The sequence below is a fragment of the Mesorhizobium sp. M0663 genome (assembly GCF_040320585.1).
GTDB lineage: Bacteria > Pseudomonadota > Alphaproteobacteria > Rhizobiales > Rhizobiaceae > Mesorhizobium.
On the sequence record NZ_JAMYPX010000017.1, the window covers coordinates 62,031 to 75,379 of the forward strand.

Annotated in this window: 6 protein-coding genes and 2 pseudogenes; 5 read left to right on the forward strand and 3 right to left on the reverse strand. The window is 59.1% G+C overall.

The features are described 5' to 3' along the window. Positions 1–355: 355 nt before the first annotated feature. Positions 356–4,807 carry an NACHT domain-containing protein gene (locus NKI54_RS24450; RefSeq protein WP_352692562.1) on the reverse strand — a complete coding sequence of 1,484 codons (4,452 nt, stop codon included), beginning with the start codon at positions 4,805–4,807 and terminating at the stop codon, positions 356–358. A gap of 311 nt (positions 4,808–5,118) precedes the next feature. Between NKI54_RS24450 and NKI54_RS24455 the strand changes: the two are divergent. Then, positions 5,119–6,019: pseudogene (locus NKI54_RS24455) on the forward strand (transposase). A gap of 1,726 nt (positions 6,020–7,745) precedes the next feature. Here the strand turns inward: NKI54_RS24455 and NKI54_RS24460 are convergent. Then, positions 7,746–8,468 (reverse strand): hypothetical protein, encoded by a 723-nt coding sequence (locus NKI54_RS24460; protein ID WP_352692563.1) that lies wholly within the window; start codon positions 8,466–8,468, stop codon positions 7,746–7,748. 38 nt (positions 8,469–8,506) lie between these two features. Further along, the gene (locus NKI54_RS24465; RefSeq protein ID WP_352692564.1) at positions 8,507–9,442 is read right to left on the reverse strand and encodes an ATP-binding protein; all 936 of its coding nucleotides are present in this window, start codon (positions 9,440–9,442) and stop codon (positions 8,507–8,509) included. 351 nt (positions 9,443–9,793) lie between these two features. Here NKI54_RS24465 and NKI54_RS24470 point away from each other — a divergent pair, with 351 nt between their 5' ends. The 4 genes and pseudogenes from NKI54_RS24470 (at position 9,794) to NKI54_RS24485 (ending at position 13,290) form a co-directional block, all read left to right on the forward strand. Then, positions 9,794–9,958, forward strand: coding sequence for a hypothetical protein (locus NKI54_RS24470; protein ID WP_352692565.1), 165 nt, complete (start codon positions 9,794–9,796; stop codon positions 9,956–9,958). A gap of 56 nt (positions 9,959–10,014) precedes the next feature. Then, positions 10,015–10,752 (forward strand): annotated as a pseudogene (locus tag NKI54_RS24475) (IS91 family transposase); the annotation flags it as partial. 225 nt (positions 10,753–10,977) lie between these two features. Further along, complete coding sequence (locus tag NKI54_RS24480; protein ID WP_352692566.1) at positions 10,978–11,433, forward strand: hypothetical protein; 456 nt, start codon at positions 10,978–10,980, stop codon at positions 11,431–11,433. 129 nt (positions 11,434–11,562) lie between these two features. Beyond that, on the forward strand, positions 11,563–13,290 hold the full coding sequence (locus NKI54_RS24485; protein WP_352692567.1) for a hypothetical protein: 1,728 nt from the start codon (positions 11,563–11,565) through the stop codon (positions 13,288–13,290). The last annotated feature ends 59 nt before the right edge of the window (positions 13,291–13,349 follow it).

Below are 13,349 nucleotides of genomic sequence, written 5' to 3' on the forward strand. Positions count from 1 at the left end.
CCGCCAGGATCTCTATGGCAACGCTAGGCGGCGCGTTTCCGCATCGAGCTTACCGGCGCCGGCCCCCATCCAGCCGTGTGTTTTTAGGCCGGTACAAATTATCCAAATACAATCAGGGCGATAATACTAGGCCCCTCGACATCATTCCAACAGCTTTTCAATGATGAGTCTCTTTTCTTGTGATCAGCCTGATCCACCGCCGTGACCCTCACCAGGGTTCGCCGCGCAGCATCAAGCGCACCCAGCCCGGAGTCTTCGCAACGTCTCTTTCGCTTAAGCGGCTGCTGCGGGCTTGCCGTCAGCGCCACATGACGACTCTCTCTACCTCGGCGCCGGGGCAGCCGGCCTTGCGATCCTATCGCGAAGGCGAGTCTCCTTCGGACTCAGCCTTTTTCAGTCGACAAACAACTCTGTCACCATCAACCGTGTAGACGTTCGTAAAATTTCGGCGACCGAACAGATCCGAGTCTTGTTTGTCGTAGACCTCTTTGGCTCCGGCCAGCACCCAGATCGGACGAAAGCCGTTAGCCTGACACATCTGCAAAAACTCCGTGTGGGCCACGAGTACCGTGCTCGGCCCCGCTTGCTCTGCTGACGGATCGAACGCCCGCGTCGTGCCCTGTGAGTCTACGTATCGAACCGTGCGGCCGTCGGCGAGTCGCAGTCCGAGCGCCTTGATCACCCACGGGGCGGGCAACCGCACCGAGAAGTTTTGTTTCAGACTATGGTCATAACTCCCCGCTTCTTGAAGAAACTGAACCGTTGTTGCGGCCGACTCGACGCCAGCTCGTCGGTGTTGGCGATTCCCCCACCAGCGTGACCACTGCGGATCGCGGTCATTGCGCCAGTCGTACTCGCCCAAATACCAATCGTCCTGGCCATCCTGGTTTAGTCCGAGATCGTGATTTCCCAAAAAGAGCGCATCTTTAAGCTGGTCAAGACCAGCAGATTCATCACCGATATGCACTATAAGACACTCGAGCCGCAGCCATGTTTCACGCAGGATTCGCTCGGTTTCCTGGGTTGTGCCCCGCAACCGAAAATGTTGAAAGCCCCCCAACGGCAGCCACTTCTGACCGTTGTGATCCGATTTAAGGTCGACAAAGCAGGCGCCGTCGAGCAGCTCGCGGTCGGCATCCAGCCACTCCCAGGCAGCATCACGATCCATCGCTGCCTTCCTCGGAATCACTGGCATCCAGAACGTGGGCTCATTGAACGACGCCCAGCCCCAGTCGTGGCTCTCTTCCATCAGCCGGGATGGATCAATTTTGCGAAGCCGCCGTACTGTTTCGCGATGCTGCGCGGTCCAATCCCCTTTTGATGCAGCGCAGTTGTCGGAAATCCTCGACATCAGCTCGTGCAGTGCGATCCACTGGTACTTCTTGCCTATGCGTTCGCTCTTGTGACCGGTCCGTCCATGGCCACACGAGCGGTCATACTGGCCATGGAGCCCTTCGCTCCAACCGAGATCATGGGCGCGCATACAGACCCAACGCTGCGCCCAGGCAACATTGAACTCGGCAGGATTTTCACCCCAACCAGCCGAAGGTCGCCAGTGACGCGCCATCACGCGGTATCGCTCAAACCGCTCAGTCCCGAGCGTATCGCGAAACTTTTCCTCGATCCTCTGATGCTCCTTTGCGCTATCGCCGCTGGCATAGGCCCATTCCGGACCCTTGGCCCGGAGCGCATCCATTCCTTCGAACAAGTGCTCCATTTCGGGTGTCGAATAAGAATCAAATTCAGCGCGCCATAGTGAGTATAGATCCGCGGAAGATGGAGGGCTCGTCTCCTCACGGCCGGCTGGGCTCCAGCCCCCTACGGCATACTTGATGACGTAAGATCCGAAGTCCCCGTGATGACCCGTAGAGGACACGATCTCATCGCTCAGTATCACGCCGTCTCGGTACGTACGGGTATACCTATCGATCTGGGCGTCCGGTACCGGTTCAAGCGGCCAATTGCTAGAAAAGGGCGGATGGGTGTTGACGCCGCCGGGAATAAAATCGGTGCATCCTCTGCTCTCTGCGTACCTCAAGAGGGAGGAAAGATGGTCGCGCCACACAAGGTCTAAGGGTACCGGGCCACGCTGGAAGAACTGCATCGCCACTCTTTTGGCGATGACGCCTAGGGCGTCAGCACTCCAGCGGCCCTGGAGAGCAGCCCCATAGAGCGATGCACTGAGACGTTCTCCAACGTAGGGATCGTTGACGCCATCGAAAAGCTCTAACAACTCGTCTGCCATGGTGGGGAACCTGGTCAAGAGGTTCACGAGACCCATTGTCGCCGTATCTCGCGCGCGCCGGCTTGAGGTCGAAAGAAACCAAGTAAGCGCTATCGCCGCGCGCTGCACAATGCTCGGATCAGCTTCTCCAGCTTGCCTGTCTCTTGCCCATGCAATGAGGTCCGCAGCAGCCGAGTTGTCGGGGTTTGAGCTGTCATCGCCGTAGTTTGCGACAAAGATCGACCAATCGGCATCGCGTTCGGGAATTTTCATGACCTTCAGAAGTTCGTGTAGCCAGTACGCATCGAACGCACTTTCAGAATCGATGGTTAGCCGCACGAGTGCATCCCAACGGGCATCTACGCCGTGAGAGTCCTCAAGTAGTTCCAGAGTACGTTCGGTGATGCTCGAAGGTGCCCGCAATCGCACCGTTTCCGGTGTTATGAGGCTCCTGGTCATTACGCCGGGAATGTTTGCCAACGCGTCGGGGAGCTCCACGCCAGTGCGCTCAGGAAGCTGAACTGCCAGCGCTTCGCGCACCCCCCAAGGAAGACCACCTCGCACACAAGCGCGCGCTAGCGGGCTGTCTGGCGATAGCGGAGACGGTAGCTGTGCTTCGACCAGAGTTTCGTCGAGTATTGAACGTGCGACAGTGTGATCGGCGAAACGCTCGAACGTGAACCTGACGTGGTCATGGAGATCGGAATCTGAAGTCTCATCAGCGGGGACGGGTTCGATCGAGATTACGCCCTCTGTTTCTAATTGATGCAAAAGGTCGCTGTCTTGGTCGCCCTTCCCCTCGTGGATCTCGTCAATAATCTCGAACGCTCGGTCGACGGGAATATACGGATCTTGGGTGGATTCAATCTCGTGGGCCAAGGCGTCTATGGCGCGCTCGGTTATCCGTCGCCGACTATTCAGATTCATTCGTCGCTGAATGGCGTCAGATACAGCCTCTCGGTACATTGAGAAGACGGCCGTGACGCCGCGAAGACCTTTCGGGAAGCGAGTCTTGCCTTCCCGCTCTAGCGCGTCGCAGCACGTCTTGAGGAACAGTGGATTTCGGAGTTCGACATCGAGAAATGGATGCTCAGTCAACATGATGCCTCGCAAAGCCAAAAAAGCGCGCGCATCGAAAGTTGAGAAGCCTGTGTGCTCAAGCTCCAAGGGGGATCGCGCACCAAGGTCTGATGGCAAGGTTTGTGAGACGTAGGTTGACCGACAGGAGAAAACGACCGCGACGTGTGCGTACTTGGCAGCGTCGAAGAGAAAGCCGCCGAGACGATCCGGCCATATTTGTCGTCCATGCCGCTCGTTTATGGCATCGATCATAAGCAGGCTTCGGCAACCAGCAGCTTCACCGGCGGCGTCGAGTGCCCCAAGGAATGTATCGCGCGTGTAGTGAGATGGCAGGCCCAATTGTTGGATGAGCTGGGACCAGACGTCCGTGTCGACAAGACTGCTCCCTAAGAACAGCAGTGCGGGGCGGGATTTCTGCAGCTGGTAGGCACAGGCGTCTGCGAGTAGGTGTGACTTGCCTGCACCCGCCTCGCCAGTCACCAGGACAGCCGCACCAACGGCCACCAGCCAAGGCTGATCCTCTAGCGTGTCAACAAGAGCGTTGAAAGCCTCTAGGGCTTGCCGGAATGTCGAGTAGTGCGATCGTTCGGGTCGCCCTGAATCTGCAGCCGTCCGGTGTTGGCGTTCTAACTCCGCGTGGTAGAGCGAACGAGCAACCTCAAGGGCCGTATGCGCCTTCCCTTGCCAAGTACTTATTGGCCACTGGTCAGCGCTGAGATCCTCGATGGCATCCAGCGAGCGAGCCGCGGCCTCAATAGTTTCCGCCTGCTCGGCCGTCATGATGCCGGTGCGCTTGAGCCCATCTGTTGCCTCCAGCAACTTACTACGATGGTCTGCAAGTTCCTGCAGAAGCTCAGCATTGCGTGCCAAACCAACCAGAGCGCGCCGAACAGGCAAGGCGACATTGGTTTCCGCGGTATACCGGCGCCCCAGGTTAGACCTTACGCGCCCGAATTGCTCGGCGAACCAGTCGGCCGTCAGATGCTGCGTTCCAAACCAATATAAACGGCGACCAGAGAGCCTCGGATCATCGGAGGTGAGTCGCTCTCCAACGGCATGTGCGTCCCATAGCTTGATTTCCAAGGACCTGCCGTTCGTGGCGGCCTCTGCGAGTCGATTGGCTCGCCAGGTTTCATATGCCGCCCGTTGGGTCACAGCCTTGCCACGGGCATCAGAAAGGTCGAAGGGCAGGCATACCGTTAAGACAGTTAGCTTCGGATGCTTCGCCAGAGCAGCGGCGAGGGACTTGTCGAGGCTGCCAATCAGATTTGCGTCAAAGGACCACGAATACTTGACTTGCCAGCCGATTTCGCTGCCATCGGCGAGCCGGACGAAGCACTCGAGCCCGCCGTCGCGGCCTTTGCCTTTGCGAATAAATTCGCTGCCGGCTGCTCGCTCCTCAATGCCGGCGAGTTGGCAAACCAGTTCCTCGAACCCCTCCGAGCGGCGCCCATTGAGGGCTCGTACTTCGTGGAAATCGATCGATGGGGAGTCGTGCGGCATCAAGTACTCTTGGAATCGGTTGGTTTAGATTTCCGGCGGTTACACTACATGCTTAGCGATCTACAATTGACGGTTTATTCCCTCATGTTTAATTCAGGCGTTGATATCGCCAGAAGCGGCCGTGATCCACCGCCTGACTACGCCCAACCTCATCCGATTTCGATCCAACCGGCGTTTTGAAGCTACGCTACAAAGCCGTCTTCCTGCGAAACTGGTGGCTACATCAAAGCCGCTCTAGCGGAGAGCCCTCTAGCGGTGCGCAGTCGAGCGAGCACCGGCTGCCCCTTGGCAGCGCAACGCAGAAGCGTCTGATAGAATTCTTTTGTGGGCTGGACGTCGCGATGGATGAGACGGGGGTGTGCGTAGTCGATTTTCTTGGCACGGTACATCTTGAGACAACAGTTGTGACTGGCCCTGACGCGCTTTTTGCCGCGTTGAAGTCGTTTCTGCCGCGCCTGCGGCGTCTGGGCCACGAGGCCGTCGCGTTGTCGCCCCAGCTGCATCCCAAACTTAAGAAACTCGGCCTGCCGGCCGTCCGCCTGGAGACGCAGCACGTGTGCGCCGCGATGTCGGCGTAGCGCAACAAAACCGATAAGGCATCGCTCTGCATCGCGCATATCATGCGCACCGGCTGGTTTCGATAGGCTCATTATCAAGTCGCAAAGCTGCTACCGCGGCGCTGTGGAAGCGGTACTGCCGGCTGCACGATGTCGTCGTGAGGATCGTCGCGCGCAACGAGACTTCGGCGCTTCATGGTCATCCCCGGCGTCGGCCCGGTGACGACGCTTTCGTTCATGATCGCGATCGACGATCCGTCGCGCTTCCGCCGCTCGCGTGACGTCGCCGCCTACTTCGGGCTGATGTCGCGACGCTGGCAATCCGGCTCCACGATCGACGTCCAGGGACGCATCTCGAAGGCCGCCGAGCCGACGTGCGGCGAGCGCTCTATGAGGCGGCGTCCGGTTGATGACGCGCTTCAAAGGCAAGGACAAGGTCAAGAGCTGGGGCCAGGCGATCGCCAAGCGCTCCTGCCATCGCAAGGCCTGTGTCGCGGTGGCGCGCAGGCTGGCGGTGACCATGCATGCGATCTGGAGCGACGGCACGTTCTATGTCGGCGATCCGGCGGCAAGCCAAGCGACGCCGGCCGGCGCGAGCGTGACAAGGCCCGCAAGCTTTTGGGAGCGCATCGATGAGCAGAAGATCATCAGTTGAAACGCATGGCGTCCGCAGTGTCACGGACGCCATCTGAGACGAGGAGATCCGCCCCCGGCGGATGAGGACCGATGCACACCAGGAACGACGGAACGCACGTTATCTTGGCTGCGGCCGCGCCGATCGACAGACGGCCGGACCGCGTCCGATTGCCTGTGACGATGCTCCGTCCGACCGATGGAAAAGTGCGCCACGACGGTTCGAGTGCTGCTTTCGTGCAGCCGAAACACGCCGTCGCAGAGCGCGGAAGATTGCACGGCGCATCGGAACTCGACGGCCAAAGGCGGAATCGCAGTACAGAGAATAGGAGGAGGAACGACGATGGAGACAAAGTCTCGCAAAGCACAACTGATTAAGATGGCGGGATAAAAGGGGGCACATTGCGCTGCGGTTGGGGCTTTTGTTTTTCAATGGGTTAGACGGTGATTTCGCAATGTGTGCACGTTTACTGCACATTGCAAGAATCGCGAATTCTCAGCTGTTTTTGTGGCTTAGTGCAATGTGCGAGGGCTCGGCCAGCGCTTGAGGAGGGTGGGGGCGGGAAGGGGGCCGTGGTCAGAGACGACCCGCTGAGATAGCTTCTCGTCGGGAGATAACGAACTGGTGGATGGTCGACGTCAGCACCTCGTCGACCTGCCTTGCGGTGACGCGCGTGGGCGGTCGGCACGGCTGCCGCAGCGATCTTTCGCCGCTGCGCCGAGTGCCGACGTCGCCAGCGTCGGCCGTAGGATGGCGGCCGAGCCCAGGCTTGTCGGCTGGCGCCATCCTCCGCACTGCTGATGCATAGGCTTCACGGTCCCGATGGAAAGCGCGCCGGTAGCGACACGTCCGCCAACAAATCCAAGCTTCCACCGGAGGGCTGGTCGGGCCCGGCATCCGCCGGCGCTGCGCACCGCCCAGCCGTGCTAGCTGCCGCCGCCAGGGGGCGCTCCATGCTGACACGAATGCGCAAAGTGTCGTGTTACGGTCTGATGGTTTTAGGCCACTGGCCTGATCGCCATCAAAGCAAATGGGAGAGTTCGCCACGTCTAGGATCAACCGCCGCGCCTTGCTCCTCCACTCTGGCAGCGCAGTCGTCGCCTCGACAGTTGCGGCAACGGCGCTCGGTGCTGGGCCGGCAGGTGGAGACCAAGGACCGTCCGATAGTTTGCGAGCGCTGATTGAGGCGCACAAGGTAGGTTATGCTGCGTTCGGTGAAGCCCTGCATGACATGGGCGGTGGCAGCAGCGAATCCGACATAGCCAGCCGGGAGGAGGAGAGGGCGCTGCTCGCCATCTGCGACTACCCTGCGGTGGGGAAGCGGACCGCCTAGCCAAGGCTCGGTATCTATTAGAGACCGAGGCGCGCGGTGAGCTCGACCTGGCAGAGCATATGCAGGCCGTTCCCCACTCTACAATGTGGAGGGGATGAGGCGACCGAGGCGCGGTTTCGGTCAGCTACTGAATGCCTGGTATGCGCCTTATTCCAGACACTCAAATGCGGATCGACATGGCCGCGATCGGCAGTTTTGAACCGATGCCGGAGGTCCTCCCTAACTATCTGGCGCCTACAGTTCGCAATGACGTCAGAATACCGCGTCGTGGGAAGAAACGAGGAGGTTGCAGCGCCCCCCGGAGAGATGATGCCCTCAGAGCCGTCGCGCACGGCTTAAAGAATATGATAATGCGGACACCATGCAGTGGCGGGTCGCACTAATACCTGATCTGGTCTAGTTGACCTTCGGCACCTAGTGAATGCAACCGATCCAAACCGTTCCGAGTCGCTTTTCAGCTGCCGCTTTTACGGCGTCGGAGCAGCGGTCAGACACGACTAGGCCGAACGGATTCATCAGCGGTTCCGGCAATCCATACTCGTCGATTTCTCCGACAGGCTTTCTGCCCGAGAGCGCGTAGCGGATGCTCGCCCAAAGTGTCCATGCCAGTTCAATCTCGCCCTCCTGGCCGTCGTAAACGCTGCTCGCGGGCACTGTCTTTGAAATGATGCCCAGCTCATCAAGAAGCATCGTCGAAACTAAATGCGCGGCACAATCCGCTAGCTGGATTCCTGCGACCAACTTTGAATCGCAGCCATAGGTAACTGTAGCGCTACGAGGCATCTTGGCGTTTGTTCGCTTCATTCCCTCGTCCAGATAGATCGCCGCGATAGGAGTTTCGGGGGTAACATCGACGCTGGATAGCAGCGTGGAAATATGCGTAGCGAGTATCGCTCGCTCCGAGATCGGGCAAACGGCCAATCCTATCTTGCAGTCGCGTAGGATGGACTGGAGGCGGTGTCGCAATTCCTGTGCCGCCGGGTTACCCCGCATCGCCATGCTGCTCTTGAACTCGTCACGAGCGGGATCGAAACCGCAGTCCAACAGGCCTTCAACGACTTGTTCCTGAACGTCAGCTTCACAGCACACGGCAGCCACAACTATGAAGTCCCCACGATCATGGATGCTTTCATCCACGAAGACACTTAAGCCGGAAGGGATTTTGCGTGCCGGGCTCAAAATACGCGGTAGCCGGTGCGGCCACCGCAGCGATAGCCGTCCGGGGACTTGTGTTCATTCAGGGTGAGAGTCTGGGTTTTTCGCGTAAAAACCTTCTGACAGTAGGGGCATTGCACTTTGTAGCTTGATTCAAAACCGCCGAAGCCGCGAAACACCTTCCCTCTTTGAGTTGAGGTGCGCGCCGACGTTGTCACGATGCGAAAACTTTGTCCGGCTATCTCGAATTTCTCGCTGTGCCCGCCTCGCTGGAAGTTCTCGTCGAACACTCTGTTGAGGGACAGTTTGATGCCGCCGTCATGAATCTCGATCTCGGGACATTCCGGCTGCATCAACACGAGAATGAAATGCTCGGCCAGTCGTTGCGCCAGTATTTCGATGTCGGCCGGGCATTCCTCGCGATAAGGCGAAAGGAAGCCCCCGAGTTTGACCGTAGTTCCTGATGTCCCGCTATCGATCTGGGTCGCGCTGGCCGCGTCGGGGTCGTAGTCGAGGCCGAACTCGAAATCCCGCAGCCATTGACTTGGCTCGTCATCGCCGTCCTGAGCTTGGAAAGTCGTCCTAACGCGAACCGTCTGGAAGGCCTTGAGCCACATGAACCGGCCGAGGCCTTTCCCGCCTCGTTCGTACTTATGTTCCGAATACGCAGTGTTGAAGGAGTCGAAGTTCTCGTCGGTAAAGCCGATGCCAGTATCGCGGATCTCGAAGCCGACGATAGCGGCGATGTCCTCGCCAAGCAGATATTCGTCGCGCTCCACGACGATCGTGACACGATGCCGCCTTGCGGACTTCGCGTCCTGAATTGCTTGAAAAGAGTTCATTACCGCCTCGAACAGCGGAAGGAGCGCCTTCCATTTCGGAAGCTGTGTCTGCCGGATCTGCCCCCTGAGGTTGGTTCGAAGCATTCCTGGCTGCAGGGCTGTGATTTGATTCATTGCATCCGGCCTATCTGCAACTTGGTCCGCTAGCGCTCCGCCTGGCTCGAAAAGGCGCAATGCTATCACCACTTCAATACAGTTCTAGCTTAGGAAGACGTCTCTTTAACCGGAAAAACCCTGCCATGGATCCGTGATAAAACCAAGGCCGCCAACGCTGATTTGCACGATGTGTTGAAGCCGTCAGTCCGCTGCCGGCCCCAAATGCTGCCGCCCCGCTATCCGCCGCAAGCACGAACCCGCTTCGCGGGAGGGGCACCTCGGCCTGAGATGGCGCGACTGCCATTTTGACTTGAGCGGGTAGAGGCGTCGATCTGACCATGGAGTTCCCTTCAACGAGAGGAACTCGCCATGGCTACCCTGTCGACCGATGCACCAATCTCTCCGCTTCGCCAGCGCATGCAGCACGACATGCTCATGCGTGGCCTGGGCTCCCATACCCAGCAGGACTACGTTCGTCACGTCCGGCGCTTCGCTGTGTTCCTTGGCCGCTCGCCCGACACTGCGACGGGCTGAGGACATCCGTCGATTCCAGCTGCATCAGCATGAGAGCGACGCCGCCCGGCTGAGCCGTGCACACCTCTGTTGAGGTCGCCGACATCTTCCGTGCTGCCGGCCCCGCCTATCGGGCCGCCCATGCAGGTCACCTGAGCCTCATCCAGCTCAAGGTGATGTCGGCGATCGAGCATTGCCGCACCGCGGCGCTCGGCGGTCACGTCGAGGCCTGCGAAGACTGCGGCCAATGGCCGATCGCCTATAATTCCTGCCGCAACCGGCACTGCCCGAAGTGCCAGGGCGCGGTGGCACGGACTTGGCTGGCCGAGCGCGAGGGCGACCTGCTGCCGGTCGGCTACTTCCACGTCGTGTTCACGCTGCCCGCCGAGGTCGCCGACATAGCCTTCCAGAACAAGGCGCTCGTCTACGACCTGCTGTTCAAGGCGGCATCGGAGACGATGCTGACGATCGCGGCGGATCCGAAGCATCTCGGCGCGCGCATCGGCATCACCGCAGTGCTCCATACCTGGGGCTCGGCGATGACGCACCATCCGCACGTGCACATGATCGTGCCGGGCGGCGGCATCGCGCCGGACGGGTCACGCTGGATATCGTCGCGGCCGGCCTTCCTTCTCCCAGTCAGAGTATTGGGCAAGCTGTTCCGCCGTCTGTTCCTGACCCGGCTGGTCGCGCTGCACGACGCCGGTCGGCTCGCCTTCTTCGGATCGACCGCGCACCTGGCCGACCGTCGGGCCTTCCTGCGCGCATTGGCGACATGGGTGCTTACCACAGCGCAACCCCTGTCCTTCCCTGAAGGACAGTCGCAGCCACGAGAAAATGCGTCACCTGTCCGATCGGACAGTTGACCAGGACATTGATGCCACGCGAGAAATTCTGGCAGGTCCTCTGTATTGACTGTGTTGCTGGGTATCGCGGCGAGTTCGCTCTCATTCCGAGATTATCAACGCCTTCTCGAGAGCATTCTACCTGCTGACAGATGATCGGGGGACCAGAACTGCGCTATGGCAAGGAAGCAAACGATGACCAAGAAGCCACGCTCAGCTACCAAGTCGGGTAAGGAAGGCCCGAAGCCAATCAAGGGGGTGACCTCGCCGAAGATCAAAGTGCTGCCTTTGGCCGGAACGCTGCAGCCAAGCTTTGAGGATATTCAGAACCTGCTGGACACTCTCGTGCCTCCCACTGATGCAAACATCAATGGCGCGCCGCACATGCGATTTTGGCGGAAGCCTCCGACCGACACGCGCGATGGCTTTGTCAATTTTGACACATCGAATTGGGGGCAGGATGGCCGGCTTGTCACTCCGGGGCATCCCGAAACCTCGAATTTGTACCTGGCTCTAGCTGGGCAGCCGCCGTTTGACGGTTCATCCCTGAGCCAAATGCCCGATGTTGATTCCGATCCGCTGGCAACGCTGGCGAATAAACAACAACTCACGACCGTAGCGACGTGGATAACGAACGGAGCGCCCGCCTAATTCAAAGTCGAGGCACTCATTCCAAACAGCCGGAATTCGATGGGTCACTGGCGTGGACTCGTCAGAATATTTGAACGCGGGCGGCCGACATAAGCCCGGCATGGTGCACCTGACTGGAGGAGTTTTCTCATGCGACATACCTTACATTTCGTGCCGGCTATCCTTTGCCTGTGTGTTGGGGCGCTCTCGCCGTTGGCTGAAGTCCGGGGGCAGGCCCTGCCGACGGATGCGAAGCCCACATGCGTGGTCGATCCACCGATGTTCAAATCATGGTTCGACTCAGGCTCTGTAAGCCTCAACGGTACAATTGGGCCCGCGGACAGCATCAACTTCCCGGACACACCAAACTGCAGCTTTTACCAATGGTCGGAGCGAATGTTTTTGTGGCTCGCCTCGCCGGCCACGTCCCGCTTCGGCGGCAGCGGAAAGGTCTTCGAGTCCCCCGCGTTCTTCGACGTTACCCCCCTCGATGAGAGCAACCACCGAAAGTTCATTCCGCATTCCTCGACGCCATTGAGCATTGCGAGCATCAGAACTCCGCAAAATGGCCCGAACGATCTGCCGGTGGTTATGTCCAACACCGGTCAACTGTTTGAGGTCGTCACACCACCCGCTGGACCAAAAGGTGGACCTTTGGTCCAAGATTTGAGCGGTAAAGTGATCGAGTTGGCGCGTATGGAAGTCGGTAGCGGACAGACCAAGCCCAACCTGTTCGGCACAGACGGCACGAAAATCGAGGCGTTTCCCGATCTCCCCGCCGCCGCTGCAGGAAGTGCTGTGGGCGGAGCGCAGATCAGCATTGCGCGAAAACTGAGCGTCGGCGGAAAAGACCTGTTGGTTGACGGTGCAGGCGATGTGATCCAGACGGAAGTGGGCCAGGCCAACAGCGACGGGGTCCTAATCTCGCAAAACAATTCGCTGGTCTACTATGTCACCACAGTCAACGACGTCTTCGCCTACATGGTGACGGGGGCCGCCAACGGCGGAATCAGTCCCGCACCGACGCAATTTCCTGTGACGCCGAGTGATCTGGACAAGATCGCGGCATTCGCCACAGCAAATCAGAAAATCATTGCCGCTCCGGAGACGTTGGCCATCGAACTTAAGACGTCATGGGTCGACGCGAGTTCAGTCGCTGACGCAAGCAAATACATTACCATGGATGCGACAGTGCCAACTTTTGACATGTCCGATCCCAAGAAGTGGAAACCGAATGGTCAAAAAACCGTGTCGCTTGCCATGGTCGGAATGCACGTTGTCGGCAGCGCAAAGGGCCATCCCGAGATGATCTGGGCGACTTTTCAGCATGTCGACGATGTGCCAACCGGTGCCTACACGTATCTCGACACAGCCGGCAATACAAAGACCGTCGCTCAGCCGAGCTCAGGAACATGGCTGTTCAGTGCCGACAATCCAGCCGGCGTTTTCAACGCCCTGAAGGCGCGATTTGATTCCGGAGATATCATTCCAGGAGATGACCCGTCAGGCATTGCGCCGAGCAACACCATCCGCTGGAAGACTTGGGGGGCGGTGTCTGGCGTGTCTCCGAACCCGATCGACGGGTCCGACACCGCCTCAAACACCGAGATCATCGCCATCAACAATAGCGTGCGGAGCCAATTGGCTGCTGGCGATGTGCGCGCCAACTACGTCTTCGTTGGCGCGACCTGGACGATCGGCGGCGCTTCTCCGACCGCCTCGAACCAGGTGGGTACGAGCATGTTGGCCAACAGCACGATGGAAACCTACCAACAGGGAACGCAAGCTGGAGATAAGGGATCGAACTGCTTCTTGTGCCACAGGAGCAACCAGACCGGCGTAAGCCACGTGTACAAGGTGTTGAATCCCTTATTCTGACACAAGACCGAGCCGCCGCTCGACCCCTGTGAACGTTTAGATGTGGGCGGGCACGCTTG